At 57.5% G+C, this 25,598-nt stretch carries 23 protein-coding genes and 5 pseudogenes; 12 read left to right on the plus strand and 16 right to left on the minus strand.

What is annotated here, in order from left to right:
- The first annotated feature begins 139 nt into the window (after positions 1–139).
- A protein-coding gene (locus tag AC4LFW_RS14080) for an IS5 family transposase (RefSeq protein ID WP_341456006.1) occupies positions 140–1,110 on the plus strand; the annotation gives its coding sequence in 2 pieces (ribosomal slippage) (positions 140–329 and positions 329–1,110; 972 coding nt in all).
- Between the two features lie 260 nt (positions 1,111–1,370).
- Here the strand turns inward: AC4LFW_RS14080 and AC4LFW_RS14085 are convergent.
- Together AC4LFW_RS14085 and AC4LFW_RS14090 are read right to left on the minus strand one after the other, a co-directional pair.
- Positions 1,371–1,679, minus strand: coding sequence for a helix-turn-helix domain-containing protein (locus AC4LFW_RS14085; RefSeq protein WP_371263644.1), 309 nt, complete (start codon positions 1,677–1,679; stop codon positions 1,371–1,373).
- Positions 1,680–1,799: 120 nt separating this feature from the next.
- A pseudogene (locus tag AC4LFW_RS14090) lies at positions 1,800–2,384 on the minus strand (DJ-1/PfpI family protein); the annotation flags it as partial.
- A gap of 66 nt (positions 2,385–2,450) precedes the next feature.
- Between AC4LFW_RS14090 and AC4LFW_RS14095 the strand changes: the two are divergent.
- Positions 2,451–2,753: a putative quinol monooxygenase gene (locus AC4LFW_RS14095; protein WP_007182542.1), complete on the plus strand. Its 303-nt coding sequence runs from the start codon at positions 2,451–2,453 to the stop codon at positions 2,751–2,753.
- 651 nt (positions 2,754–3,404) lie between these two features.
- Here AC4LFW_RS14095 and AC4LFW_RS14100 read toward each other — a convergent pair.
- From AC4LFW_RS14100 to AC4LFW_RS14120, 5 genes and pseudogenes are all read right to left on the minus strand, one after another.
- Positions 3,405–3,908, minus strand: a complete 504-nt coding sequence (locus tag AC4LFW_RS14100) for a type II toxin-antitoxin system YhaV family toxin (protein ID WP_079329351.1) — start codon at positions 3,906–3,908, stop codon at positions 3,405–3,407.
- Positions 3,905–4,231: a type II toxin-antitoxin system PrlF family antitoxin gene (locus AC4LFW_RS14105; protein ID WP_015275815.1), complete on the minus strand. Its 327-nt coding sequence runs from the start codon at positions 4,229–4,231 to the stop codon at positions 3,905–3,907. Before AC4LFW_RS14105 ends, AC4LFW_RS14100 begins: the two co-directional genes overlap by 4 nt.
- Positions 4,232–4,332: 101 nt before the next feature.
- The gene (locus AC4LFW_RS14110) at positions 4,333–4,671 is read right to left on the minus strand and encodes an inositol monophosphatase family protein (protein WP_313263016.1); all 339 of its coding nucleotides are present in this window, start codon (positions 4,669–4,671) and stop codon (positions 4,333–4,335) included.
- Positions 4,672–4,782: 111 nt separating this feature from the next.
- Positions 4,783–5,094 (minus strand): annotated as a pseudogene (locus AC4LFW_RS14115) (transposase); the annotation flags it as partial.
- A 149-nt stretch (positions 5,095–5,243) separates the two neighbouring features.
- The gene (locus AC4LFW_RS14120; RefSeq protein WP_041756905.1) at positions 5,244–6,233 is read right to left on the minus strand and encodes a zinc-dependent alcohol dehydrogenase family protein; all 990 of its coding nucleotides are present in this window, start codon (positions 6,231–6,233) and stop codon (positions 5,244–5,246) included.
- A gap of 140 nt (positions 6,234–6,373) precedes the next feature.
- Between AC4LFW_RS14120 and AC4LFW_RS14125 the strand changes: the two genes are divergently transcribed.
- From AC4LFW_RS14125 to AC4LFW_RS14135, 3 genes and pseudogenes are all read left to right on the plus strand, one after another.
- A complete protein-coding gene (locus AC4LFW_RS14125) occupies positions 6,374–7,270 on the plus strand; it encodes a LysR family transcriptional regulator (RefSeq protein WP_079329350.1) in 897 nt (298 codons plus the stop codon).
- Between the two features lie 68 nt (positions 7,271–7,338).
- Positions 7,339–7,545 carry a hypothetical protein gene (locus AC4LFW_RS14130; RefSeq protein WP_197445814.1) on the plus strand — a complete coding sequence of 69 codons (207 nt, stop codon included), beginning with the start codon at positions 7,339–7,341 and terminating at the stop codon, positions 7,543–7,545.
- 542 nt (positions 7,546–8,087) lie between these two features.
- Positions 8,088–9,346: pseudogene (locus AC4LFW_RS14135) on the plus strand (integrase domain-containing protein).
- Positions 9,347–9,637: 291 nt separating this feature from the next.
- On the opposite strand, the gene AC4LFW_RS14140 reads toward AC4LFW_RS14135, so the two are convergent.
- From AC4LFW_RS14140 to AC4LFW_RS14150, 3 genes are read right to left on the minus strand one after another with little or no spacing between them, the layout of a single operon-like run.
- Positions 9,638–12,397 carry a ParA family protein gene (locus AC4LFW_RS14140; RefSeq protein WP_491819704.1) on the minus strand — a complete coding sequence of 920 codons (2,760 nt, stop codon included), beginning with the start codon at positions 12,395–12,397 and terminating at the stop codon, positions 9,638–9,640.
- Entirely contained in the window at positions 12,394–12,831 is a 438-nt protein-coding gene (locus AC4LFW_RS14145) for a hypothetical protein (RefSeq protein WP_491819705.1), read from the minus strand. The genes AC4LFW_RS14140 and AC4LFW_RS14145 overlap by 4 nt, the downstream gene beginning before the upstream one ends.
- Positions 12,828–13,007 carry a hypothetical protein gene (locus AC4LFW_RS14150; RefSeq protein ID WP_491819706.1) on the minus strand — a complete coding sequence of 60 codons (180 nt, stop codon included), beginning with the start codon at positions 13,005–13,007 and terminating at the stop codon, positions 12,828–12,830. Before AC4LFW_RS14150 ends, AC4LFW_RS14145 begins: the two co-directional genes overlap by 4 nt.
- Before the next feature lie 262 nt (positions 13,008–13,269).
- On the opposite strand from AC4LFW_RS14150, the gene AC4LFW_RS14155 reads away from it, so the two are divergent.
- From AC4LFW_RS14155 to AC4LFW_RS14175, 5 genes are all read left to right on the plus strand, one after another.
- The gene (locus AC4LFW_RS14155; protein ID WP_491820236.1) at positions 13,270–13,599 is read left to right on the plus strand and encodes a hypothetical protein; all 330 of its coding nucleotides are present in this window, start codon (positions 13,270–13,272) and stop codon (positions 13,597–13,599) included.
- A gap of 98 nt (positions 13,600–13,697) precedes the next feature.
- Positions 13,698–14,666: a DUF932 domain-containing protein gene (locus AC4LFW_RS14160; RefSeq protein ID WP_491819707.1), complete on the plus strand. Its 969-nt coding sequence runs from the start codon at positions 13,698–13,700 to the stop codon at positions 14,664–14,666.
- Between the two features lie 75 nt (positions 14,667–14,741).
- Positions 14,742–15,779, plus strand: coding sequence for a YqaJ viral recombinase family nuclease (locus AC4LFW_RS14165; RefSeq protein ID WP_491819708.1), 1,038 nt, complete (start codon positions 14,742–14,744; stop codon positions 15,777–15,779).
- Between the two features lie 123 nt (positions 15,780–15,902).
- A complete protein-coding gene (locus AC4LFW_RS14170) occupies positions 15,903–16,349 on the plus strand; it encodes a hypothetical protein (RefSeq protein WP_491820238.1) in 447 nt (148 codons plus the stop codon).
- 86 nt (positions 16,350–16,435) lie between these two features.
- Positions 16,436–16,861 carry a hypothetical protein gene (locus tag AC4LFW_RS14175; RefSeq protein WP_491819709.1) on the plus strand — a complete coding sequence of 142 codons (426 nt, stop codon included), beginning with the start codon at positions 16,436–16,438 and terminating at the stop codon, positions 16,859–16,861.
- 207 nt (positions 16,862–17,068) lie between these two features.
- Here the strand turns inward: AC4LFW_RS14175 and AC4LFW_RS14180 are convergent, their stop codons facing one another.
- On the minus strand, positions 17,069–17,623 hold the full coding sequence (locus AC4LFW_RS14180) for a hypothetical protein (protein ID WP_491819711.1): 555 nt from the start codon (positions 17,621–17,623) through the stop codon (positions 17,069–17,071).
- A 535-nt stretch (positions 17,624–18,158) separates the two neighbouring features.
- Positions 18,159–18,853 (minus strand): annotated as a pseudogene (locus AC4LFW_RS14185) (IS3 family transposase); the annotation flags it as partial.
- A gap of 254 nt (positions 18,854–19,107) precedes the next feature.
- Here AC4LFW_RS14185 and AC4LFW_RS14190 point away from each other — a divergent pair.
- Both AC4LFW_RS14190 and AC4LFW_RS14195 read left to right on the plus strand, forming a co-directional pair.
- The gene (locus AC4LFW_RS14190) at positions 19,108–20,562 is read left to right on the plus strand and encodes an MBL fold metallo-hydrolase RNA specificity domain-containing protein (protein WP_491819713.1); all 1,455 of its coding nucleotides are present in this window, start codon (positions 19,108–19,110) and stop codon (positions 20,560–20,562) included.
- Between the two features lie 169 nt (positions 20,563–20,731).
- A pseudogene (locus AC4LFW_RS14195) lies at positions 20,732–20,965 on the plus strand (chemotaxis protein); the annotation flags it as partial.
- Between the two features lie 225 nt (positions 20,966–21,190).
- Here AC4LFW_RS14195 and AC4LFW_RS14200 read toward each other — a convergent pair.
- The 4 genes from AC4LFW_RS14200 to AC4LFW_RS14215 form a co-directional block, all read right to left on the minus strand.
- Positions 21,191–22,279 carry a GlxA family transcriptional regulator gene (locus AC4LFW_RS14200; protein WP_491819715.1) on the minus strand — a complete coding sequence of 363 codons (1,089 nt, stop codon included), beginning with the start codon at positions 22,277–22,279 and terminating at the stop codon, positions 21,191–21,193.
- 385 nt (positions 22,280–22,664) lie between these two features.
- A complete protein-coding gene (gene fdhA, locus AC4LFW_RS14205; protein WP_491819717.1) occupies positions 22,665–23,864 on the minus strand; it encodes a formaldehyde dehydrogenase, glutathione-independent in 1,200 nt (399 codons plus the stop codon).
- 86 nt (positions 23,865–23,950) lie between these two features.
- Positions 23,951–24,808, minus strand: a complete 858-nt coding sequence (gene purU / locus AC4LFW_RS14210; RefSeq protein WP_491819718.1) for a formyltetrahydrofolate deformylase — start codon at positions 24,806–24,808, stop codon at positions 23,951–23,953.
- Between the two features lie 160 nt (positions 24,809–24,968).
- Positions 24,969–25,598, minus strand: coding sequence for a sarcosine oxidase subunit gamma (locus tag AC4LFW_RS14215; protein WP_491819719.1), 630 nt, complete (start codon positions 25,596–25,598; stop codon positions 24,969–24,971).

Consider the following 25,598-nt stretch of genomic DNA (forward strand, 5'->3'; position numbering starts at 1 on the left):
GTGAGCAACGTAACTGAATCGCTGTCGGGTGGTGGGCTGATGAAGGCCTTGCGCCTAGATAGCTAGGGAAACTCTGAAAAAGACCTCCTCCTTCTGGTGAAATACGTTGATCCCGCTGGCTGAGTATCCCAATAAGCAGATGACCTTCGCCGACGCCGAGTACGCCGGCAAGCGCAAGCAAACTCGCAACGAGTTGTTCCTGATCGAGATGGATCAGGTAGTGCCGTGGAAGGGCTTGATTGCCCTGATCGAGCCTCACTACCCCAAGGGAGAAGGAGGTCGCCCGTCCTATCCGTTGCTGGCGATGCTACGCGTGCATCTGCTGCAAACTGGTTCGGCTATAGCGATCCGGCGATGGAAGAAGCGTTGTCCGAAACGACCATCCTGCGCCAGTTTGCAGGCTTGAGCTTGGAACGTATCCCGGACGAAACCACTATCCTCAACTTCCGCCGCCTGCTGGAGAAGCACGAGTTGGCTGCTGGCAGCCTTGGCGTTATCAACGGCTATTTGGGCGATCGCGGGCTTTCGTTGCGCCAAGGCACTATCGTCGATGCCACGCTGATCCATGCGCCGAGCTCGACCAAGAATAAGGAAGGCAAACGCGATCCAGAAATGCACCAGACCAAGAAAGGTAACCAGTATTACTTTGGTGCCAAGGCGCATATCGGCGTTGATGTTGAGTCAGGCCTAGTGCATCACGTTCACGTCACGGCGGCCAATGTTGCCGACGTTACCCAGGTCGACAAATTGCTGCACGGCGAGGAAAACATGGTAGCTGCAGATGCGGGATATACCGGTGTCGAGAAGCGCAGCGAGCATGAGGGCCGTCAGGTGATCTGGCAGATTGCGGCGCGACGCAGTACGTATGAGAAATATGGCAAGCGTAGCGTCCTGTACAAGGCACTGCGCCGTATCGAGCGGGCCAAGGCGCAGACGCGATCAAAGGTGGAGCATCCGTTTCGGGTACTCAAGCGCCAGTTCGGTTACACCAAGGTGCGCTTTCGTGGCCTTGTTAAGAATGCGGCTCAGATGGTGACGCTGTTTGCGCTATCGAATCTGTGGATGGCTCGCCGACATTTACTGAGTAGCGCAGGAGAGGTGCGTCTGTAATGTGGGTAATGGCCGCCGTGAGAGGCTTGCGGCGGCCAAAAGCGAGGAAATGAGCGGGCAATCTGGTCGATCCTGATCGAGGGGGCCTTTCAAAATCGGCGAAGACTGAAGTTGGCGGGCAATGCCGGGCTACTTCAGACCATCCCTAGCAAACCAGTTCAAATAACGTGGCGCAGTAGTTTTATCAGGTCCAAATGCGCCGTTTGGCCTGCGTCAGTTTCCCGGTGGTCTCCAGCCGTACATACACCAAACGCCTCTGGTCATCCACCGCGTCGCAACTCCCTGACACCCCGGCCCAGCTTGCGGCGCAACAGGGCCCGCAGGGTCACCCCATCCGAGTACCCGACCTGTGCGGCGACCTGGTCGACGCTCGCGTTTCCGGTGCGCAAGAGATGGACGGCATGCTCCACGCGCAGGTCCTGGAAATACGACAGCGGCGTCTTGCCCAAAACGCTTTGCAGCCGCCGCGCCAAGGTGCGCTCGCTTGTGCCCGCGGCGCAGGCCGCTTCGGCCAGCGAGAACCCCTTCGCGAGCCGACGTCTGGCCCAGCATTCGAAGCGCTCCACCATCGGGTCGGCATGCGCAAGGAGGTCGGGAATCACGAACTCGGCTTGCGAACTGCGTGCCTCGACCAGCAGATAGCGTGCCACCAGGGCCGCCAGCGCCGGACTGCGCTCCCGGATGATGCGCAAGGCCAAGTCGACGTGGGCCAAAGCGGCACCCGCGGTAGTGAAGCGTGTCGAGTTCACGATCATGCGTGACTCGTCCAGCGTGACGTTCGGATAGCGCTGCCGAAACATCGGCCCCAGCCACCATGACGTCGTCGCACGATGCCCATCAAGCAGGCCACTCTCTGCAAGCAAGAAACTACCGGAGCAAGCGGCACCAAGGTGCGCGCCAGCGGTGGACCACTGCTGTAGCGCCGCGACCGCATCGGGCACGTCGGGGCGTGTGAGCCGAGCCGAGAGCGTGTCAGGCATCTTGTCACCAAACGCGGGCACGAGCACGACGTCTGGTTCTGGCACACCACGCGCAGTGACCACGGGGACCGTCAAGCCTTGCGCAGTCCGGATGCGACGCCGCACGGCCACCAGCGTGATCTCGATGGGCGCGGGAGCCTGTGGCAGCGAGCCCGCCATTGCGTTGGCCAAGCCAAGGGTGTCAGTCAGGGCCGCAAGCCCCAGATCAAACACGCCATCACAAACAAGGATGTGGATTTTCATGGCAACAATGATATCAATGTTGTCATTATTGCCTATAGAGATGTCTATCATGAAGACTTAGGCTGCTGTCTCGTCGATCCCTTCACCCACTTTTCCATTTACCCCAAGGATTACAGCATGACCAAGCTCGCCCTGTTTGTTCGCCTCGAAGCCAAACCCGGCCAGGAGGCTGCGCTTGCCGACTTCCTGGCCAGCGCACTGCCACTCGCCAACGCAGAGTCCGGCACCACTGCCTGGTTCGCATTGAAGTTTGGCCCTTCGACGTTCGGTGTGTTCGATGCCTTTGCCGATGAGGCAGGTCGCCAAGCACATCTGAACGGCCAGATCGCCGCGGCCTTGATGGCCAACGCCGCGACCTTGCTCAGTTCTCCGCCCAATATCGAGAAGGTCGAACTGCTTGCAGCCAAACTGCCTGCATGACAACCCGGCCTTGACCCAATCAGGTCACGCTGCAGGATGGGGGTCACAAGCTCTACGCAGCGATCCCCCCCCTCGATTGCACTTGCCCAGGGAGCTACTTTCCACAGCGATGGGGGGCAATATTGCAGCCAGAACTTCCAAGCTGCGTCAGCAAGCAGGGGCAACATCAGGGCTGGCTGTGATGTTCCGATTCGTCGGGTAGTTATCGAGAAGTACCGACTGTTTGCAACGTGTCGGTACCGAGAGCCGTCTGGGCGAGCCAGATTTCCGGCCAATCGAAAGTCCGCAGTCCGCAAGCGCGGACCGATAGAGCGGTTTGTTGAAAATCAACGACCTAGCATCGGGCCGTGCGGGCTAGTGAGGGTTTCTGGGGGTTCGTACGTAACGATTCGAACTCCTGCGGGGGCTCGGAGCCGGGGGGATTTGAATCCAAAGACAAAAATACCCAGCTCAAATCAGCGTTTCAGGCACTTGGTCTCTGAAAACTGATTTGTAGGATTTCACTCAGCCGTTAAGCAATATAGGAACCTTGAGCCTTCCGTCAAGAGCGCAACCAAAACGATTTCCAGTTTAAAGGCGCCGCGCGGTGCGGGAAGGATGTTCTGGGTTCAAATCCTCGATAGGGATTTGAACCGGCAGCTTGTTGGGGGCTCAGTTGACCGAGCTGGCGGCCGAATTTAATCGTGCGTTTTCCTGCGTGGCTTCATTCAGCAGCTTATCCCACGAGTCAGGTGGATGTCCGCTTGCGAGCATTTTTCGAAACACCTTGTAGGCGTCATCGCTGCTCTCATAGGCACGCTTGGTGTCTTCGTCATTAACCCACGCCAAGATGATTACCTTGCTTGGGCCGTGGTACCGGAAGAACAGCCGATACTGCTGAAAAAACTTGGCACGGAACCAGTGCTTATGTTCCTCGCCCAATGTGCCACCTTGGCGGTATTCGGGCTTGCTCGGGTCTTGTGGGATAACGTCAAAAGCCAGCTTGGTGATGGCTGCCAGCCGCTTGGCTGCATTATTCTTGCGATAACCCACGGGGTCTTTTTGTTTTGAGAGCTCAACTTGCTGAATGAGGGTTTCGAGCTGATCCAGAAACAAGGGGTGCGCAAATACTGTCCAGCCATGAGCAACCAGTGGCTTACCTTGGTCTTGGCTCATTCATCGTCTGCCGACAGCGGGGCATCCAGATCTATATCGTTGCTATCGACCAGCGAATGAATGCGTGCCACGAGATCTGAATCTATGGCTCGCAGGTGCTGAGGGTTCGCTGCGATGTCATGTGCAAGAAAGCTGAGAAACTGGCCGATTGCCGGGTCATCCTCAGTGGGCTCAGCACGGCTCAGCACGACCTCACCGCTGGGGCGAATCGAGTAATGGATTTTGTCGCGCTTGTTTAGCTGAAGTGCGCGGCGAACCGTTTCTGGTACCGTCGTCTGATAGCGGTCGGTAAGGGTGGATTCGACTTCAAGTGCTCTGGCCATGACTTGCTCCGGCTCGTGTGAGTTGCTTCAAGGTAATGCGGATGCATTACCTTGTCAATGCGGTTGCATTGTCTGAGCTGGGGCGATAGTCGAGCAATGGGCTAGCTGAATACCATGCTCCAGTTGCGGGTAACCAGCGTCTTACATGCTTCTGAGGTGCCGCCAAAACATCTCCGAGATACTGTCTGCATGTCGGCTTCAGTGATATAAGTGATGCTGTTCCCATCCTGGTCAATCAGCACACCCCCTGCGCCAATTAGCAGCGCATGACCTGCAGCCACATCGTGTGCTGAAACCGGCACAAGCGATACGCCTGCATCCCCATCACCTGCTGAGACTCGTGCCAACCGATAGGCGATGCTGGGCATCGCCACAAAGCAACCTGGTGAGCACAATTCAGAATTGATTTCGGGCTTGTTCGTTGCCGCAGTGCTGACCATAACTCTGCTGTCTTGATTCCATTCTTTTTGGCGAGTGTCGCTTTAATGGGGCTCCCATTGCGAAGCACACACGGTGCCCCTTTTGCCCATGCGACGCAGTCGGAATCACCAGTGATTGGGTACTTCATCCTCAAAGCCCAGTCGGCAGAACCAGCGATAGGCCAGGTTTAAGTGCACCTCTTCTCACGATCGCCGTTTGGAAAGGATGCCATAGCAGTAGCCGACGACCAGCATGCGCACCATCAATTCCGGGTCAATCGAGGTGCGCCCGATGGGGCTATAGAAATCCGCCAGGTAGGCACGCAGATCGCTGAGATCCAGGCACTGGTCGATGCTGCGTAAGAGGTGTTGGGGCGGAACGTGGTCTTCCAGATTGAACGAGTAGAACAGGCACTGCTGTCCTCCTGGTAACTGTCCCATCATGCTGTTCGCCCCCGCGCTAGCTGACAGAGCAATTCTGCCAACAGCATGGGGGGAGCAGCTACTTTTTCAACAGAATCGGCCAATAGCGGTCATCAGGGCTGGCTTGAATCGGGGCCGAAGGATTACGCTCTCAGCCCCATAATTGCTGGTCAGACAGTTACCACGATCTTGCCGATCTGCTGATTGGCTTCAAGGAAACGATGGGCATCCTGGATGTCGCTAAGTGCGAATGTCTTTGCGATGATCGGGCGCAACGTACCGGACTTCAACCCTTGCAGAATAAAAGCCTTTGCTCTCTCTAGGGCTTCAAGGTCGGCCACAATCTCTGCGTAGATATAGCCCTTCAAAGTCAGGCTTTTGCCCAGCACGGTAAACAGTGGGAATGGTGTCGGTTCAGAGCTAAGTGCGCCGTACTCCAGCAAAATTCCGCCCCGCGCCATGCTCTGCGTGAGAGGTTCAAAGGACGGCCCGCCTACAGGATCGAATACAACGCGAGCGCCTTGACCGGCAGTTATCGTCATAACACGCTCGACGATATCCTCTTCATCGCTGACGATGACATGCGCAGCGCCTGCATCAAGTAGGGCTTGCTTCTTCGCGTGAGTTCGAGTGATCGCAATCGATGTGGCGCCGACCATACGAGCCATTTGGAAGGCGGCCAAGCCAACACTGCTTGACGCGGCGGTAACGATGACAAAATCGCCCTGCCGTAGCTTCGCCTGTTCAATCAATGCCCCCCAGGCGGTGACGTACTGCATCCAAGACGCCGCAGCCTCTTCAAAGGACAAGTTCTCAGGGCTCTTTACCACCAGGTGGGCCGGTACATTGGCCAACTCGCCGTAGGTGCCCCAGCGAGCAATATCCAGAGGTGGGATCAGAGCGACCGAGTCACCAATCGTGATCTCGGTTACGTCGCTCCCAACTGCCGTTACGATGCCTGCGGCCTCGTAGCCTAAGCGGCTGGGGAACTCCGCTTCTTGTAGGTATGCGTGATTGCGGAACATCACTTCGGCTCGGTTCAAGCCAATGGCTTTAACACTAATTTGCACCTCGTTTGCTGCTGGTGCCGATACTTCCAGATCTTCCAGCTTCAGAACGCTGGCGTCACCGTATTCATGAATTCTGACAATGCGTGCCATCATAGATATCTCGTTTATCAATGGGCCTCGACGTACATCCGGAAGGTATCCGGGCACTCGAAAGGTGACGAAAATTTAGTCATTGGTTGGCGCTAGATAAAGGCCTACGATGGCGCATTACTAGAAACAGAGTGTTTATAATGGATCGCCTGACCCAGATGGCCACGTTCGTCAAAACAGTTGAGCTGGGTTCATTCAGCGCCGCTGCGGACGACCTGAATCTGTCCCCTCAATTGGTAGGGAAACAGGTGAAAATGCTCGAACAACATCTGGGTGTTTCCCTGCTGCACCGGACTACGCGCAGGCAAAGCCTCACCGACTTCGGCAGGGCGTTCTACCCGCGAGCAAAACTGATCCTTGCAGACATGCAGTCTGCCGAGAACCTGGCCGCCCTCACTCGGGGCACACCAAGCGGCCGCCTTCGCATCAACGCGCCGGTCACGTTCGGAATTCGCACGCTTTCGCCACGCCTGCTGGAATACATGGTTCGGTATCCTCAGGTGTCTGTTGACCTAACGTTATCGAACGAACTGGTCGATATCGTTGATGATGGTTACGACGTGGTATTTCGCATCGGCGAGCTGGTGAGCAGTGGGTTGAAGGCAGTGCCACTGGAGCCCTATCAGATGGTTTTATGCGCTGCGCCGTCCTATCTTGCACGTCGCCCTCCCATCATCAATCCGTGGGATCTACAGCAGCAGGAGTGTCTGGGGTTTACCTATTCTGATGGCCGCTCACACTGGAGCTTCGACAGCCCGGAGGGGCGTATAGATGTTCCTATTACAAGCAAATTAACGATCAATCAAGGTGATCCACTGCTGGCAGCGGCTGTAGCTGGTCTAGGTGTGGTTCTACAGCCGATAGAGTTGGTTAGCGATGCACTGCGCGATGGGACACTGGTGCGTCTGTTGCCGCAGTACCCCGTGCCGAATACCGCAATGCACATCCTCTATACCCCTGACCGAAGAATGACTCCAAAGCTGCGCAGCTTCTTGGAGTTTGCGCGTGAGGCTTTTGGGCAGCGAGGCCCTCTCTAACGCACGAAAATCAATGTCTGCGCTATCCGGTATTCGTAAAGGACGACGATTACCGTGGCTCACCGGATATGACCAAGCACCCCTTGCTGAGGAAGTACCTGCTGGAGCACTTCGCGGCGGAAGTCGAAGAACTGAAGGATGCCGTGTTCGTTGGCCTGGGGCCGCAGGTCCATAAGGTGCTGGACCGCCTGATCCAGGAGCGGGTGAATCGCCCCATCCATTTTCGCACCTCGCGATTGAAACCTGGAATCACACCAGGCAATCCTGCTCCATGAACCTCAAACCGCAGTCAAAATAAGACCGTAAATTGAGTTGAGGTGATTATGATCGGGTGCCAACGGGAACACCTTAGAAACCCAAGACGCCTCCCTAGATCATTGGTAACTTCAAACTCAGGAGCGTTTGGCTTCAACGCAGCCTAAACCCAACCGACTGCGGGCAGATCTACTCGCCAACGCACGCAAAGCCACTCTCACAGATAGGTGACTGCGATGCTTGACAAGGCTCGAAAGGTTCATATACTCGCGCTCACTGTGAGCAATCCAACAAATCAAGGTTTCTTGCATAATGCGCTGAAGCCTTGATTTGGCCGGGATATTGAAGTTTGGGATTCAAATCCCCCCGGCTCCACCAATCACACATCTAAAGACGTCCACGGACGTCTTTTTTTATGCCTGAAACACAGTAAATACGCGGTTTCAAGCACCATCACCATCCGATAGCGTCCAGCGACATCTACGTTTTCCTGTATTCCACGTGGTATTCCAAGCGTTTCGCTGATATTTTTTTGGAATACACGAACAACATGGAATACATCATGGGTGCCCAAGCCACGCGCCTTTCAGACCCCAGAGTCAAAGCAGCCAAACCAAGGGAAAAAGACTACACGCTGACTGATGGTAACGGCCCACAGTTGCGAGTGAGAATCAATGGCTCACGACTATGGAATTTCAACTACATCTATCCTGTGACGAAAAAACGGATCAACATGGGGCTTGGCACTTTCCCCGAGGTGAGCCTGGCGCAAGCGCGCAAACGAACCGTAGAAGCTAGAGAGCTTGTTGCGCAGGGGGTAGATCCGAAGGAAATGCGCGATGCTGATCGACTGGCGAAGAAAGCAGCAACAGAGCACACATTCAAGAACGTAGCGGCCGCATGGTTCGAGCTCAAAAAGGACTCAGTAACTTCAGCCTATGCCGAAGATATCTGGCGCTCGCTCACGCTTCACGTTTTCCCGGACCTAGGCACCACTCCCATCTCCGCTATAACTGCACCGAAGGTCATAAAACCTGCTCAGGCCTCTTGAGACCAAAGGTAGCCTCGAGACCGTTAAACGCCTGACGCAGCGGCTCAACGAAATCATGACCTACGGGGTCAACTCGGGCCTGATTCACGCGAACCCGCTCAGTGGCATCCGCTCCGTTTTCAAGAAACCGAAAAAGAAAAACATGGCGGCACTGTCTCCCGATGAGCTGAGTGAGACTCATGGTGGCAATTGCCAATGCCAGCATAAAAAGAACGACCCGCTGCCTGATCGAGTGGCAGCTCCACACAATGACCAGGCCAGCGGAGGCAGCGACCACCCGCTGGGCAGACATCGATTTCGAAAAGCGTATTTGGACGATTCCTGCGGAGCGAATGAAGAAACGTCGCACGCACATTGTTCCGCTCACGGATCAGGCTCTCGCGTTACTGGAAGCAATCAAGCCCTACAGCGGCCACCGTGAATACGTGTTCCCAGCAAACCGAAACCCTCGCACTCACTGCAACAGTCAGACCGCTAACATGGCACTAAAGCGCATGGGTTTCGAAGGTCGTTTGGTAAGCCACGGCATGCGCTCAATGGCCAGCACCATACTCAACGAACACGGCTGGGATCCTGAGTTGATCGAGGTGGCACTTGCCCACGTTGACAGGGACGAAGTACGAAGCGCCTATAACCGGGCGGACTACATCGAACGCAGACGACCAATGATGGCTTGGTGGAGCGAACACATCCAGGAAGCAGCTACCGGCAACCTTTCGATATCGGCCATCAAAGAGAGTCGGGATAAAAAAGTCATCTCGATACGGTGATCAAGAGGCGGTTGCCCGTTCTGTTGAAACTCGCTCGGCAATTTCTACTCGCATAAACACCTCAGCTGGTGTTTTTGGACTCCTACGAATAAGGCAAGACCGTAACTATGTTTTAAATAGAATCTGCCAATAACGCATCTTCGCGAGGGATCAACTTTGCAGCAGCATCATGCAGTGCGCGCTTGCCTATGTACCGCCGACCGAACCTTTCAAATCACCTAGAAAGCATGCCTCTATCCGTGTGCGTTGTTCGACCAAAGCCCGCTATCCAGAAACCATGCTATCCATACTTCAGAGTGGAATGGTCCCGATATTCTTTTTCAGCAAGGCTTGCGTGCGCGGGCGTCCAGCCGCAGAGGTAACGAAGCCCAGTCCACATCGGTAGATTTCAGGCAGGAACAACCGCTCTTCACCTAAGTTGCCATCAGTATCTTCATAGATCACGCCGATTTCTTGCAACGAACCTAGGAGACCCGCGTCAAGGCATGCCTGTTCTAGGCTAAATGGCACCTTGAGATTGCGAACGCCCCTCTGCTCCATGAGCTCCATCCACCGTCTCAGAGGGGCAATTTCCGACTTAGCTTCGGCTACCTTCTCGACGCTACACTGAGGAATAGCCTTCCGCATAGATTCGGGCGCTAGGAGGCGATCTGGCCATGTTTGTCCGGTTCGCGTTGATTCCACTCCTGCAGCGATCTTCAGGAAGCGAACCAAGTCGCGCGCCTGCACATTTCCCTTCAAATCGCACAACGCGGCATACACCCATCGCGCAGAATGAGCCTCTTTGGACTTTTCGCTGCCGAGCTTTTTCCCCCACAAACGCTCCAGCTCGGACTTCAGCTCTTCAATACGCAGTGACTGAGCCGACTTGGGATCGTTAGGGTGAATGCCGGCCTGGCAACTCAGCATGAAGGCTAAGCGCAAAAAGCTCTCAGGGTTCCACTGGAGACGAAACGGCTGGAACCGTTGCAGCCACTGCCCCAAATTCTGGCGGATGGTGGCCTGCACATAATCCGCTCGCACAAAGACGATGACGCCCATGTGCCGATTCCCCAGCTCGCTAACGCGATTGGGTAAACGCAGCAAGGCGTGAATAGCTTCTGCAAAAAAACCGTTATTCGCATCCTTGAACGCATCTTCAATGCCATCAAATGTGAAGACGACTCGCGCCGAATGGGTGGCCAAGGATTGATTGACTTCTTGAAGACCACCATGCGGGATACCGAGCTGACGAGCGATGAGGTTGTCCCAGAAATCCTCCCAGTAAGAGGGTGGTGACTTTAGTGCGTCCTCAATCAGCCGCCGAACTGTGCTCGCACCGAGCAAAAACTGTTTGTCACCTTGAATTAGGTCGAGCGTCATACCCTGCGATAACTTGATTTCTCCATCCGGCTTGTCCTCAATATTGTCGGACCAGAGTGCCGGAAAGATTGCTGCATCGGTCGTGCTCGCCGGGTCAAAACCCAATTTGCCCAAGAAGCGCTTCCACCCGCGCGCGCCTACCAACTGGCGGAAAGTGAATGTCTTGCCTGCGCCTTTAGCGCCGATCATCAGCAGGTTGGGCAACTCGTTCGCATAGTGCTTGCCAAGACTGAGTAGCGGCTCCGTGGCTAGGATGGCACTTGTAGCGCTGCTGTCAGCAAACTCTGCTGCCCTACAGACCTCATACAATTTCTTTGCCTGCTCGTGCCTAGACAACGTTGCAGGGCTGGTGCCCCCAGTAGACGTGACCGGCAGTTCCTGCACGGGCGTGGTATAGAGCGCCTTGGCCCATTCGCTCGCACTGGCAAACAAACGACTGGACTGCGGTAAAAAATCCAATGCTTCTCGCACCGATCCAATGGACATAAGGGTGCTTAGGAACTCGGCCTCCAGCCACTGCACCCCAGGGGCTAGCGTGTCCTCAGTAGGATAGGCCTCACCAAGCACCTTCAGAGCAAGTTCGTAATGCCCCGCGTCTCGCAGCTCTTTGGTAAGAAGGCTTAATACTACTGTGGGGCGCGCACCCTCTTGCTGCGCTACCGGCAACTGACGATTGAAGGCATATAGGCGACGCAGCACCTCAGCCATTCCCTGAACTGATTGCGGTGCGACAGTACTGACAAAGAAATGATCAACCCTGGGGTCGAACAGGATGGGACTTGCCAGTTCGCTCAAACCTGCCCGTAGGTCGATGAATACGGCATCTACACCCAGACGCAGGCCTAGGGCATGCAGATGATCCGACAAGCGCCAGGGGTTTCCCGGGTTGCGAGCTAGGTGCTCCGGCGCCACCGGCATGTCCTGGATCTCCGTCAAATTCAATGCCGCAGGCAACACAAAAAGCTCACGCTGTAAGCCACCTAGGCTAAGCGAGGTTTTGCGCAATTCATCCGCGAAGAAGTTTAGCGTGGCATCCAGTCCAGCAGGCGGGTAGTGCAGGGCCTCTAGAAACTGTACGAAGGACACTTTAGGTCGGTTGACTTCATCCAACCAGAAGCTGACGCCCGGGGCTTCCAGGTCAGCGTCTACAACGAGAACCTTCTTGGGAGCGGGGCCTGGCTCCTGCATGCAAGCAGCTACGTAGGTCATAAGGGCGGTGGTGCGCCCGACGCCGCCCTTAAAGGAATGGAAGGAAACCAAGTCCGGGCCCGTCGCCCATGCCGTCGGCATGTTTACCGTGGGCCGCATCAACGGCTGCAAGCTAGAGACATCTGAGTCGGGATCATCGGTGGGTAGGTAGGTGATATCGCGCCATAGTGGATAATTTTGCGGCGCAGCGGGCATGGCACTTTCGGTGTCTAGTATCAGCTCCACCGGATAGCAGGCCTCGCCAATACGAAGACGGATGAAATGCTGGTCGCGCTGGTATGCATGACCAAAGATTTCGCTCAGCCAGTCATCCACCACCCCATCATCTGCGACATGACGCACCTCCATGCCGGTTGCAAAACAATCCACGCTCAGCACACTTGCGGGCAACTGAGTCCATAGCGCCGAGCGCTGCTTAAGCACACGTTCAACGTCCAGCCAAGTCAGCAATCGCTCGGCTGTATCCGTTTGCATGCTCATTTGAGTTCTCCTTGAATCCAGTTCAACACCTGCTCCAACTGGTATTCGCAATCATTGTCGGTAGGCGCAGTGCATTCCCCACCATAGCGCCAGGCTTGGTGCAGAATGCTTATGTCGCCGTTGCGTGGCTGCTGATTACTATTCTGCGTCACCGGCTTAAGTTGCAAATTTTCAGGCAAGGACAGTTCAGCCCCCACCTTCAGCTCTTTGAGCACTTGCCGCAGATTGTGGCCAGTTTTGTCGATGTCTTCGCGATCGAACAGGCTGCGGTTCTGTCGCTTGAGCAACACAGCCTTCAATCCACACTCCACGGCGTAGAACAACAACAAGCGATGTGGGTTTTTCCGTGAGCTGCCAGCCACTGGCTTGGCGATGGTGGAGAGCTCTCGCCAGGCACGCGTTAACTCACGATCAGTGAACGGGACCGCGCTCATTGCAAGGGTTCCGATATGAACTGATGCACCGCGTTTTGCCCCATTCCTCTTGCCATACCCTCACCGCAGCTGGGCTGAACATGGCAGCCTGAAATCGGCAGGGCAAAATTTGGAATGCCTCCCCAATTACGGAAGGATATCGACTTGAGTTTTCCTTCAATCAATCGAATTTGCATTTACTCCATCCATGAGGTGGGGCTGTTCTCTGAGCGGAAGGATACGTTGATAGATGGCCATATGGACAGACCTAACAGAAGATGCCGACCGCAGATAACCATTGCTACGAAGTGAACATTGCTGACGAAGAAACCGATGGCTGCAAGGGATCGTTATTTGCCAAACCAGCAGGCCATACATCAGTCAAGGCAGCTAATTCGATTCCAAAAAATCTCAACCACACATAACTGCCATGACAAAACCACCATGGAGATTCAAACCATGTCATTGCAGTGTCCTCGCTGTCATTCCCCCAAAGTCGCCTCCTTCCATCACGCCATGAAGATCACCGCTGCAGTAGGCACCGTGGGCGGTGCTGCTCGTGGCGTCAGTGCTGCGTTAGCAGGCAGTCAAGCTGGCGCGGCCATTGGCGCTATCGCTGGCCCTGTCGGCATCACGATTGGCTCAGTTTCCGGCGCCATCATCGGTGGGTTGGTTGGCGGCGTTAGCGGTTGTGCGCTCGGCGCCCAGCTTGGCGACAAACTCGACCGCCACCTGTTGGCTGACAACCTGTGCCTGCTCTGCGGGCATCGCTTCAACCTGCCGGCCTGATCCGTCCGCTACCTCTTCTCACCTTCTTTTATCCCTACCGCCGGTGCTGCGCTCCGCGCGGCGCTTTATGCCGGCTTACATCCCAAGGAATCGTTCTCATGGCACATCTCATCGAACAAATGGCCTATGTCGGCGCAACCCCGTGGCATGGACTGGGTAACAACCTGCCGCGCGAACAACCCATCGAAATCTGGCAACGTGAAGCCGGCATGGACTGGCAGATCCTGGAAAGCCCGGTTCATTTCAAATCCGATGCGGTAGGTCACCTCGGCGCTATCCATTCCTACCCCGAGCAGAAAGTGCTGTACCGCTCCGATACCAAAGCTCCTCTGTCGGTCGTCTCCAACCGCTACCACACCGTGCAGCCGCGCGAAGTGCTGGAGTTTTACCGGGACCTGACCGAGGTCTCCGGCTATGAGCTGGAAACAGCAGGAGTGCTGAAGGGCGGTCGCAAGTTCTGGGCACTGGCACGTACCGGGCAAGGCACGGCGATCAAAGGGAACGACCAGGTCAACGGCTACCTGCTGCTGGCCACCTCGTGCGACGGTACGCTGGCGACAACCGCAACGCCGACCACCGTTCGCGTGGTCTGCAACAACACCCTAACCATCGCCCTGGACGGCACCAGCCGAGCCATCAAGGTGCCGCACAACACCCGCTTCGATCCCAAGGCGGTGAAGAAGCAGCTCGGGATCGCTGTCTCGCAATGGGATGACTTCATGTACCGCATGCGTCATCTGGCTGAGCGCAAGGTGCAGTGGCATGAAGCGATGGGCTTCTTCATGAACGTCATGTGCGAAGTGAGCCCAACCGGCCAGCTACCCGAACAGTTGCCCAACGAGCGCGCCCTGCGCAAGGTTCAGGAGCTGTACGAAGGCCGTGGCCGAGGCAGTCAGTTGGAATCGGCTCGGGGCACTGCCTGGGGCCTGCTCAATGCCGTGACCGAGTATGTCGACCACGAACGACGTGCGCGCAGCACCGAATACCGGCTGGACTCAGCATGGTTCGGCCAGGGCGCGCAGATCAAGCAACGTGCTCTGGACGCCGCCCTGCAGCTCGCCGCCTAAGCCCCTCCCCCTCAATCGTATCGCCCAGTCAGCTTCGCTGCTTATCGGGCTTTTTTACGCCTGCAAGGTGACCACATGACCACAACCTCCTTGAACCGAAACGCCAGCAAACCCCGTTCAGCCCTGCGACTGATCAGTACCAAGGAACTGCCACGCGAAGAGTGGCTGGAGGTGCGCAAACGCGGCATCGGTAGCTCGGATGCCGCAGCCGCCGTTGGCCTCAACCCCTACAAGTCGCAGCTGGAACTGTGGCTGGAGAAGACCGGGCGTGACACTGGATTGCCGAAAACCGACCCCGACGATGACGAAAGCCCGATGTACTGGGGCAACGTGTTGGAACCCATCGTGGCCTGGCATTACGGCAAGCGCACTGGCAACAAGGTCCGCCGTGTGAACGCCGTGCTGCAGCACCCCGACCCGGAGATGTCCTGGATGCTGGCCAACATCGACCGCGAGGTGATCGGCGCCGACGATGTGCAGATCCTCGAATGCAAGACAGCCGGCATAAACGGGGCGCGCCTCTGGAAAGAAGGCGTGCCCGAATATGTGCAGTTGCAGGTGATGCACCAGCTCGCTGTCACCGGCAAGCAAGCCGGGGATGTCGCGGTTGTGCTCGGTGGCCAGCACTTGGAAATCCATCGCATCGAGCGCGACGAGGAAATGATCGCTCGGCTTATCGAGCTGGAACGCACGTTTTGGACATACGTAGAAACCGACACGCCACCACCCGCTGATGGGACGGCCTCGGCTGAAACTGCCCTGCGCTGCCTGTATCCCGAAGACGACGGCCAGACGGTGGACTTCAGGGACAATCCGGGGCTGACCGCTGCTTACGTCGAGCTCAAGGCCCTGCGTCAGTTCATCGATAAAAAGCATGCGCGCGAGGCTCAGCTCAAGCAGATGCAGCAACAAGCGATGGGCGAGGCAACGCGGGCCGAGTTCACCAACGGCTATGTCAGTTGGCGCAAAGCCAAGGACAGCGTCGGCTTCGACGTGGCACGCCTGCTCCAGGACAGGCCTCACCTGCGCGACAAATACTCGCTTCTTAAGCCCGGTGCCCGGCCCACCATTTCAAGCACAAAGCCCCGTACTCCGGGGCTTTGTGCTGTCTGAGCCTGCCGTTTTCGGCAGGTGTTACATCGTGTAGACACATCCGCGCGGCATCAGCAGGTGCCCAAGATCAAACTCGCCCCTAACTACCTCACCCGGAACCGCCACGGAACCTTCTACTTCCGCATGGTGATACCCGCCTCCCTGCGCCCGCCCGTCAACGGAAAGCGGGAGGTTCGGCGGTCGCTACGAACTGATAGCGAAAGGCTGGCACAAAGCGTGCTCGGCAGCATGCTGTGCACTTCGATTCGATCTTCGATAGAGCTTCGCGCATGCGTGGCACCACGACCGGCAGTGGTGCACACAGATCAACAAACGAGACAACGCGGGGCGGGCAGGAAAGATATTCAACCATCCAGCGGTTCGTTTCAGGCAACCCATATCTGTACGCCGGATGGCCAGACTTTTCCTGGGTTCGTACGAGGCGCAATAACCTTCCCTACTGAAGCGCGAGCAAGCCTCACAGCGACGCGATATATGACAGGTCACTACTACCATCCAAAACAACAGTCCGCACCTCAAAAACGGCCCGAACGGGCTTGCAGCGCAGCAGTGAATAGAAAGAATGTCTAAAAGAAGCGAAACCTCCACTGCCTCATGGCCGAGTGCTATCATTGTGCGGCTCTATGAACATGCTTGGATTACAAGGGAGTAAGCGCATGAAGGCGCATCGCTTGATGTTGACACTTGGATTGGTCGCTGTTTGTACTGGCTGCGCCAGTGGCTTAAATACTCATCAGAAAGCTGAGCTTCGCCATTACGAAGCGAACGGGCTGGCTGTCGAGGAGAAGAACCCCGGAACAGCCGCTGTACTTGGCCTGCTTCCTGGGGGAGGTTCCTTCTACGGCCGCGAGTACGGCCTTGGCGTTGCCAATTTGCTTTTCTGGCCGCTGTCGATCCTCTGGGACCCGATTAGCGGTCATGGGGCTGCACAGTCGATCAATTACACAGCCACAAAGGCACATGTGAACCGTCTGCAACAGAAAGAGCAGAACGCTCTAGACGAGCGCCTTCAAACCGGCGAGATCGACGTAGCGCGCTACACTCTTGAGAAGCGCAAGCTCGATAAGAAGTACACCTTTTGAGTTAGCGCCTTTATCGAAATGGTAAGCCCGCCTACGTGCGGGCTTTTCATTTCGACGGCAAGCGCCGCTCAAACCAGAGCGTCGAGTCAAAGGACTACAAGATTAACCTTAGCGCCGGCTCGCTCCCGCACGCTTTCATTAAAAAACTCCGCCTCGTTTAACTGAGGCATCACCGAAGAGCGATGCCTACCAGCAGCTCCAATTGACTTATTTCTGCAACGACACCTGATTGGCGTCTATCTTCAGATCACCGAGACGCTGAAGAAACACATTGATATTTTCCCGCGCCGAACCCTCATTTGCTAAGCGCAGTCGTTTAATAGCGACAAGTGAATCGCTTACTCCCGCCGTATAAGGAGCGCGGACCATTTCACGGAGCACCACCTTACCACTTGCTGTTTCGGTCAACGTATACTCAACCTCACTGGTAACTTGGAAGTCCAGCCCAAACAACGGCTGATCAACACGCAGTAGATTTGCACGCAAGGAATAAGGCGCAGAGGCATCACCAAGTAAATTGGCATATTCAAGCGACTGCTGAAGTGCGATCCGGAAGTCAGGGCCATCGATCTCTGAAGTCCATAGCGGATTGGTTTTCTCGCCACCATTAACTTCAGAAAGCTGAACATTATTTTGAAGCTGGGCGTCATATTCGTTGGCCGTAGCTTGCGCGCTGGACACAGTCATATTGACCGGTTGTGACGGAGAGGCGCAGCCAACAAGAACAGCCGCACAAAACGAAACAGCAAGAAAACGGAGCATGAAACTTCCTTAAGAATACTCTGAGGGGTAAGCACGCCGGCTATCGTGGCCGTGTGATGGGCGCTCGGCGGACAGGGCAACCCCTGCTCATCCTTGAGCGAGAAACCATGATAGATGGTAGCCACAGGCCATCACAATTCTTAACCCAGCGAAATCATTGATGCAGTACAGCCTTCCGCTTCTCCTTTTGCCTGCTGCGACATAAATTACGGTCTCGACCATGAACATGCCCCGCTCGGGTGTGACACTGCTGCGCTGGTGGTAAGCCTGAAGGGCCAGGTTTTATGCGCCCTTGGAGGGGAAAGAAGTTGCGGTTGACCACTCCCCTGGCTCCACACTTCAAGCGCAGAGCCCCGTATTCCGGGGCTTTGTGCTGTCTGGGCCTGCGGTTTTCGGCAGGTGTGACATCGAGTAGTCACATCCGCGTGGGGCATCAGCATGTGTCCAGGATGAAACTCGCCCCTAACTACCTCACCCGGAACCGCCACGGAACCTTCTACTTCCGCACGGTGATTCCCGCCTCCCTGTGTAGTGGTCAACCCATCCCGGACAGTGGGCTTAGTTTTTCTTCTGCTACCGCAGGCGGGAGCCCGTCATTGAATTGAGGGGGCCTGATCCAGTTGTAGCGGTGCATCAGGTAGTGGCTGATGTCCCGCTGGGCTTGTAGAGCTGTCAGATAACCAGTTGCCGGGATCCATTCAGTCTTCAGACTGCGGAACAAACGCTCCATCGGCGAGTTGTCCCTGCGATTCCCTCGGCGGCTCATGCTCTGCTGCATCCGATAGCGCCATAATCGTTGCCGGAAGAGGCGACTTGCCTACCGGCTGCCCTGATCCGAATGGATTAGCACCTGCTGCGGCCGGCCGCGTTGTTCGTAAGCCATATCGAGAATCTTAATCACTAGCTCGGCACCCGGCTTCGTGGGAAATGCCCAGCCAATCGTCCCTAGTGTGTACAGATCCAGCACCGCAGCCAGGTGAAGCCAGCAACCTCGTGCCCAGACGTAGGCAACTTCGCCGCACCAGACCTGGTTCCGGCGCTGGACTGCGACTCGTGGTTAAACCGATTCGGGATATCCGGGCGCTCAGCTGTGGCCTGCTTGTAAGTGCGACCCCGGTTGCTTGCTGACAAGGCCCAGCTCACGCATCAACCGACGCACACGGAAACGGCAAACCTCCATGCCGCCCTCGCGCAGCATGCCAGCATGCTTCTTGCGCCAGCCGGGCCTCGCCTGGTGTCAACGCCTTGCTCTTGGGCGTAACGCCCTGGCGCTCCTCTTGCAGCTGTTCACCCGGCGGCGCAATGCCGAATCCACGATGCCCAGCGAACGGCAGGCCTCGATATGGCTATAGCTCGAATCGTCGCGTAAAGGCACCCGCTGGAAACTATGCCGCTCTGCACGTTGCCTGAATTTACAAGAGAGCGCCCCTGTTCCCTCCCCCTATTGAACATGCCAGCGCAACCGTGCCAATCAAGGACAGCCGATGAAACATCCCAGACTCGTACACCACGGCGCTCGCGAGGGCGTGACAGGTTCATGCCATCAACTGTGGATGGATGATACTCACAGTCTCCTTATCGACTGTGGGCAGTTCCAGGGAGGAGACGAAGGGCACGCCGACGACGAGCTCGACCTCGATTTCTCGATCGAAGGCATCAAGGCGCTGATCGTGACCCATGTACACATCGACCACGTCGGACGTATTCCCAACCTGCTGGCTGCAGGATTCGAGGGACCGATCCTCTGCAGCGAGCCCTCAGCCCGACTGTTGCCGATTGTGCTCGAAGATGCGTTCCGCCTGTCCATCAGCCGGGATCAGTCGCAACTGGAGCGCTACCTGAAGATCGTGGAGCAACGCATCATCGCCTTGCCGTATCGCAACTGGTTCACCCTGCAGGAAACCGATGCGGCCCACTGGAAGGTTCGGCTGCAACCGGCTGGGCATGTGCTGGGCTCGGCCTATGTCGAGCTGGACCTCAGCGCACCCGACGGAGGGAACGAGCGCGTCGTATTCAGCGGCGATCTGGGTGCGCCTCATTCCCCGATCTTGCCTGATCTCGTTCCGCCGGAACGGGCGGACCTGCTTGTTCTTGAAAGCACCTACGGTGACCGTCGTCACGAGGACCGTGCGCACCGACGCGAGCGTTTGCAGGCTGTCATTGAACGCGCGCTTACTGACCAGGGCGCTGTGCTCATTCCGTCGTTCAGCATTGGTCGAACGCAAGAGCTGCTCTATGAACTGGAAGAAATCCTTCACGAGAAAAGCGAATCGGCCGGCGCATCTGGCACTGCCCCAGAACCTACGGCCCGCAACGAAAACGGCGCTGCCGATATCGACTGGCCACAAATACCGATCATTCTCGACTCGCCCCTTGCCGAGCGGTTTACCAAGACCTACAAGGAATTGCAGGGTTTCTGGGATGAAGACGCCCGGCACCGCCTGGAAGAAGGACGTAAGCCGCTGTCCTTCAAGCAACTCATCACCGTCGACAGCCACGACGAGCACATGCGAATCGTCGACCACCTCGCCAAAACGCCAAGGCCCGCTATTGTCATCGCCGGTAATGGCATGTGTTCAGGCGGGCGGATCGTCAACTATCTGAAGGCCATGCTTGGCGATCCTCGCCACCATGTCGTGTTTGTGGGCTACCAGGGCAAGGGCACGCCGGGACGCGACATCCAGACCCACGGGCCGGAAGGGGGGTTTGTCGATCTGGAAGGCCAACGCATCGACATACGGGCCGGCATCGACAGCGTTGGCGGCTACTCAGCGCACGCCGACCAGGCTGATCTCGTCGGTTTCGTCACCCGGATGAAGGAGTGGCCAGTCGAAATCCGGCTGATCCACGGCGAAGACCAGGCCAAACATCGCCTAGCCGAGGTATTGGAGGCCCGGTATCGAGAGGCGGGGAAAAGCGGGCGCGTCACGATCCCTTAGCCTGCCATTCCTTGTGTTTGATCCTCGCATCTACTCCGTCCGAGCCCACCGAGCAAGCTACCGGAACCTCGCCAGGGATGACAGCGAAAGCCTGCACCCAGGCCGCCGGGGGTATGCATCGGCGCTCCTGGACTCACCGGTTCTCGCTTGTGTCGGACATTTCCCCTGGCTTGCGCAGATCGCCGATGGGGTCGCGGGTATCAGCGATCGCAATGTCCAGATAGCCACAGCTGCGGAGGAACAAAGCGCGGTAGCGGAGGATATCAACCGCAACGTCGTCGAGATCAACGATGTGGCCATAAAGGTCAGCGCTGGTGCAGAGCAGACGGCAACTACCAGCCTGGAACTGGCGAGACTGGCTGACCGCCAGCAGCAACTGGTGGGCCGTTTCAAGGTGGCATGATCAGAGCAAAGGTGCCTGGGTTCCAGCTTGTTGGCACGCTCAATCCGATTGAGCCCGATCAAACCAAAGCCCCGGTGCCGCCGCTCAGCATAAGAGTGTCGCGACCCAGTCCCAGCTGCCCCGCCGCCCCTGCATCCGGGTGCGATCGCCAGGCCGGAGATCCATGTATATTGCTTTAGAAGGTGCCACGCTTAGCCATGCTGGCTGCGAGCCGTCGCTCCTCTGCTAAGCATCCACCCTTGGTCGAGTCGCGTCCGTTGATGCTGAGGCGGCCGGAACATGCCCTGCTCGAGCCCGTGCTCGGAAGGTATTGGGCGCAATGTCAAACACGTCCCGGAACCGGTGGTGGAAATGCGACAGCGTTACAAAACCGCTGGCCACCGATATGTCCGTCAGGGTCTTGTTCGTGTATTGCAGCAGCTGTCGTGCATGGGTGAGTCTGAGCTCCATGTAGTACCGGGGCGGTGTGGCATCTACGTAGCGGCAGAACAGCCGTTCCAGTTGTCGGCGAGAAATGCCCACGTATCCGGCGATGTCTCCGATCGATATCGGCTCTTCGATGTTGTTGTGCATCAGTTCGAGTGCAGCTTTCAACGGAGTCGGCAATGTGGGATCGAAGTCGATGGACACGACAGAAACATCCACCACATCCTTCCGCTTGTCGCAGCTAAGCACCTCGTCCACGGCGCTCAGAAGCTCGCCCCCAGCAATCGTCCTGACGACCTCCAGCATCATGTCGAGCGAGCTGTTTGCGCCGGCGCAACTTATGCGATCCCGATCCAATGTATGCGCGTTTCGACTGACTCTCACCTTGGGAAATAGCTCACCCATGAGCGCTCTGCCGTCCGGGTGGAATGCACACTCATAGCCATCCATCAATCCCGCATCGGCGAGAAAATACATACCGTTCCAGAGTCCCCCTAGCATCGCGCCTGCCGTGTCGGCTGAACGCAACTTCGACCGGAGCAGTGGATCACTTTCCATCCGCACTCGAAATCCACCGCATACCACAAGGATGTCTTGCTCTCGCTCCCGGAGATCCGCAAGGGAGCAGTCGGTCGAAATGGAAATCCCCACATCGCTGACAGCGAGCCCATCAGTGCCGCCAACTACCTGAACGTCAAACAACGGCGCAGCGCTCATCAGGTTCGCCGTGACAAGCGCATCGACCGCGCCGGTAAAGGCCATCAGCGAAAAGTTCTCGCGCAGGATGAACGACACACGGCGGGTAGAAACGGTCAGCCCGGCCCGACGAGCTCGCTCCATATGCGCGAGGTTTTTGCGTTTGAGCACACTTTCGAAGGATGTCTTCATCGTGTTACCACCCTCAGCCCGCCAGAGCTCGATCGCTCGCTTCACCTGTCAAACCGACTGACGGGAGACGCCCGCTCTGGCAGGCATCACGGACGCCTGGTCTAGCTATTTCGCGGCGGCGCGCCTGAATCACCCAGCCATCGATTTGCTCACGGCGACTCGGAACAGCTGTCAGCTCTGTCCAGCCAATCACAGAGCTGTTAGTCCCGCTTCCAGTAGCCTGCCACGGCTTACCCTAGCGCGTGGCCGCCAGCCGGGTTACGGAAGTTGGGGGTTTACTACAGGCCCAATGACAAGTGACCTCTATGTCTTGTGTCGCACAGAAACCGGGAACCCAGCAGGGCCCCCGAGTTTCACAAGACCATCTAGCGGTCCAGGTGAATCGTCACGCAGCGCTGAACATCTTGTGCGGATCGATGACGAATTTCTTCGGCACGCCAGCATCGAACTCGCCGTAGCCCTGGGGCGCCTGGTCCAGGCTGATCACCTGCACGCCGACCACCTCAGCGATATTGATGCGATCCCACATGATGGCCTGCATCAGGGCACGGTTGTATTTCATCACTGGCGTCTGGCCGGTGTGGAAGCTATGGGATTTGGCCCAGCCCAGACCAAAGCGAATGCTCAGGCTGCCCATTTTGGCCGCCGCGTCCACAGCACCCGGGTCTTCGGTTACGTATAGACCGGGAATACCGATCTTACCCGCGACCCGAACCACGCCCATCAGCGAGTTGAGCACAGTGGCCGGAGCCTCGTGCTTGGCGCCTTCATGACCATGGCCACGTGCCTCGAAGCCCACGCAGTCAACCGCGCAATCGACTTCCGGCTCGCCCAGCAGGGCAGCGATCTGCTCGTGCAGCGGGGTATCCAGCGACAGGTCGGCGATCTCGAAACCCTGCGCCTTGGCGTGGGCCAGACGGGCCGGGTTGAGGTCACCAATGATCACCACCGCGGCGCCGAGCAGGCGTGCGGAGGCAGCGGCGGCAAGGCCGACCGGACCGGCGCCTGCGATGTAAACCGAGCTGCCCGGACCGACACCGGCCGTCACCGCGCCGTGGTAGCCGGTGGGCAGGATGTCCGACAGGCAGGTGAGGTCGCGGATCTTCTCCATCGCCTTGTCGCGGTTGGGTAGCTTGAGCAGGTTGAAATCGGCATAGGGCACCAGCACGTATTCAGCCTGGCCACCGGTCCAGTCGCCCATGTCGACGTAGCCATAGGCACCGCCGGCACGCGCCGGGTTGACGGTCAGGCAGACACCCGTGTGCTGTTCCTTACAGGAACGGCAACGGCCGCAAGCGACGTTGAACGGTACAGAGACCAGGTCGCCTATCTGCAGGTGCTCGACATCGCTGCCCTTCTCGATGACTTCCCCGGTGATCTCGTGACCGAGCACCAGGCCGACCTGGGCGGTGGTGCGGCCGCGCACCATGTGCTGGTCCGAGCCGCAGATGTTGGTGGAAACGACGCGCAGGATCACACCGTGCTCGATCTTGCGCCCGCGAGGGTCCTGCATCTTCGGATAGTCGATTTTCTGGACTTCGACCTTGCCTGCGCCGAGGTAAACGACGCCACGATTGTCAGCCATCTGCCTTTCTCCTTTGTTTTTGTGAATACAAGGCGCGACGGGAGGCCGCGCGGGCTTGTAGGGGAGCTATGAATTGCGGCCGGGACCTACAACACCACCGTTCGGTTGGCGTGCAGGAATACCCGGCGTTCGAGGAAATAGCCGACCGCCTTGGCCAGGGTCAGGCACTCGATGTCGCGGCCTTTGGCGATCAGGTCTTCAGGATAGTGGGTGTGGTCCACCGGCTCGACGCCCTGCGCAATGATCGGGCCCTCGTCGAGATCGTTGTTGATGAAATGCGCGGTCGCGCCGACCAGCTTGACGCCTTTCTGGTACGCCTGGTGGTACGGCTTGGCGCCCTTGAAGCCGGGCAACAGCGAGTGGTGAATGTTGATCGCCCGGCCATCAAGTGTTCGGCACAGCTCGGGCGACAGCACTTGCATATAGCGCGCCAGGATCACGAGCTCCGCGCCACTGTCCTCGATTACCTGCAAAACCTTGCGCTCCTGCGCCGGCTTGTCTTGAGGGTCGAGCGGGAAGTGGTGGTAGGGAATGGCATGCCAACGGGCAAGCGGCTCAAGATCGGGGTGATTGGACACCACCGCAGCGACGTCCATGGGCAACTGCCCAATGCGTTGGCGGTAGAGCAGGTCGTTCAGACAGTGATCCGATTTGGACACCATGATCACTACCTTTGCGCGGTAGCCCGGCGGCGTCAGCTCGGTATGCATCTCGAAGGGTGCCGCACGGTCAATCAGACCTGCACGGAAATTGGTCTCGTCAAAGCCATCCGGCGCACGGAACTCGACGCGGATGAAGAAACGGCTGACCAGCCGGTCGTCGAAGCTGTGGTGCTCGGTCACGTAGCAACCCTGCTCGAACAGATAGCGAGTCACCACATCGACGGTACCGAGCACGCTCGGGCTGCTTGCAGTGAGGATCCAGGTATCAGGCGTGCGGCTCATGGTGTTCTCCGAATGCTGCGCAAACAGCGTTGGTTGGCGCCTGTGCGCCGCTCAATCCATCGACAGGTCGCGGCCGCTTCCAACCACCCCGGACGGATGGAAGCGGTTCATGCGCCTACGAACAGCCTGCTTCCGGGGAACACAGACCGTCATGTGTCGCTCAGGCCTCTATCGCCAGGCCGTACTCGGCACTGGCATCCTGCAGCCAGAGCCAGATGTAGTCGGCGAAGCTGCGGCGTACCACCAGCTCCCAGACATCTTCGGCAGTGTGACGGATGATCAGTTGGCTCTTGGCGAAATGTGTACCCACCGCCTTGCCCACCGGGAAGTTGCTTGGATGCACGTCGTAGGGCGTCGATTTCATCAGCAACTCGCGAACCTTTTCTCCAGAGAGCTCGAGCAGGGTTTGCCCGCCGCTGACATTGACGATCTGGATGTGCTGTCCGGCCAGAGCCTCGCGCAACCGTTGTTCGGTGGCAAACTCCTCGCCCTGCGGCACGATCAGGAGCCACTCGTCCGGCCCCATCCATTGCAGGGATGTCTCGCCGTTAGCCGTCAGCGTCAGCGCGACCGGCAATGACAGGCCAAGCACATCCTGTACGCCCCTGGCGAAGGCCGGGTCGTGGGCATCGCCGCGCAGGGTCAGGTGACCGCGCAGCTTCTTTTCACGCAGGGTGACACCGGCGCCGGCACGGCCTTTGCCGACCAGCTCGGCGAGGCCTGCGTGGTGCAACGGCGACTGTCCCTGGATGTTGTCCGGGCGTTGTTTGTAGACGTTCACTGCGGTCAT

It is taken from the genome of Stutzerimonas sp. C6.4V (genome assembly GCF_058536345.1).

Excerpts from the sequence above, each read along its gene's own strand:
- AC4LFW_RS14110 (WP_313263016.1), bottom strand. The coding sequence starts at position 4,671 with ATGGTCAGCACTGCGGCAACGAACAAGCCCGAAATCAATTCTGAATTG.
- AC4LFW_RS14175 (WP_491819709.1), top strand. The coding sequence starts at position 16,436 with ATGAAGGCGCATCGCTTGATGTTGACACTTGGATTGGTCGCTGTTTGT.
- AC4LFW_RS14120 (WP_041756905.1), bottom strand. The coding sequence starts at position 6,233 with ATGGCACGCATTGTCAGAATTCATGAATACGGTGACGCCAGCGTTCTG.
- AC4LFW_RS14100 (WP_079329351.1), bottom strand. The coding sequence starts at position 3,908 with ATGAGCCAAGACCAAGGTAAGCCACTGGTTGCTCATGGCTGGACAGTA.
- purU (WP_491819718.1), bottom strand. The coding sequence starts at position 24,808 with ATGAGCCGCACGCCTGATACCTGGATCCTCACTGCAAGCAGCCCGAGC.
- AC4LFW_RS14125 (WP_079329350.1), top strand. The coding sequence starts at position 6,374 with ATGGATCGCCTGACCCAGATGGCCACGTTCGTCAAAACAGTTGAGCTG.
- AC4LFW_RS14155 (WP_491820236.1), top strand. The coding sequence starts at position 13,270 with ATGTCATTGCAGTGTCCTCGCTGTCATTCCCCCAAAGTCGCCTCCTTC.
- AC4LFW_RS14200 (WP_491819715.1), bottom strand. The coding sequence starts at position 22,279 with ATGAAGACATCCTTCGAAAGTGTGCTCAAACGCAAAAACCTCGCGCAT.
- AC4LFW_RS14150 (WP_491819706.1), bottom strand. The coding sequence starts at position 13,007 with ATGCAAATTCGATTGATTGAAGGAAAACTCAAGTCGATATCCTTCCGT.
- AC4LFW_RS14095 (WP_007182542.1), top strand. The coding sequence starts at position 2,451 with ATGACCAAGCTCGCCCTGTTTGTTCGCCTCGAAGCCAAACCCGGCCAG.
- AC4LFW_RS14105 (WP_015275815.1), bottom strand. The coding sequence starts at position 4,231 with ATGGCCAGAGCACTTGAAGTCGAATCCACCCTTACCGACCGCTATCAG.
- fdhA (WP_491819717.1), bottom strand. The coding sequence starts at position 23,864 with ATGGCTGACAATCGTGGCGTCGTTTACCTCGGCGCAGGCAAGGTCGAA.
- AC4LFW_RS14140 (WP_491819704.1), bottom strand. The coding sequence starts at position 12,397 with ATGAGCATGCAAACGGATACAGCCGAGCGATTGCTGACTTGGCTGGAC.
- AC4LFW_RS14165 (WP_491819708.1), top strand. The coding sequence starts at position 14,742 with ATGACCACAACCTCCTTGAACCGAAACGCCAGCAAACCCCGTTCAGCC.
- AC4LFW_RS14130 (WP_197445814.1), top strand. The coding sequence starts at position 7,339 with ATGACCAAGCACCCCTTGCTGAGGAAGTACCTGCTGGAGCACTTCGCG.
- AC4LFW_RS14085 (WP_371263644.1), bottom strand. The coding sequence starts at position 1,679 with ATGGTGGAGCGCTTCGAATGCTGGGCCAGACGTCGGCTCGCGAAGGGG.
- AC4LFW_RS14180 (WP_491819711.1), bottom strand. The coding sequence starts at position 17,623 with ATGCTCCGTTTTCTTGCTGTTTCGTTTTGTGCGGCTGTTCTTGTTGGC.
- AC4LFW_RS14160 (WP_491819707.1), top strand. The coding sequence starts at position 13,698 with ATGGCACATCTCATCGAACAAATGGCCTATGTCGGCGCAACCCCGTGG.
- AC4LFW_RS14145 (WP_491819705.1), bottom strand. The coding sequence starts at position 12,831 with ATGAGCGCGGTCCCGTTCACTGATCGTGAGTTAACGCGTGCCTGGCGA.
- AC4LFW_RS14215 (WP_491819719.1), bottom strand. The coding sequence starts at position 25,598 with ATGACCGCAGTGAACGTCTACAAACAACGCCCGGACAACATCCAGGGA.
- AC4LFW_RS14170 (WP_491820238.1), top strand. The coding sequence starts at position 15,903 with ATGGTGATACCCGCCTCCCTGCGCCCGCCCGTCAACGGAAAGCGGGAG.
- AC4LFW_RS14190 (WP_491819713.1), top strand. The coding sequence starts at position 19,108 with ATGAAACATCCCAGACTCGTACACCACGGCGCTCGCGAGGGCGTGACA.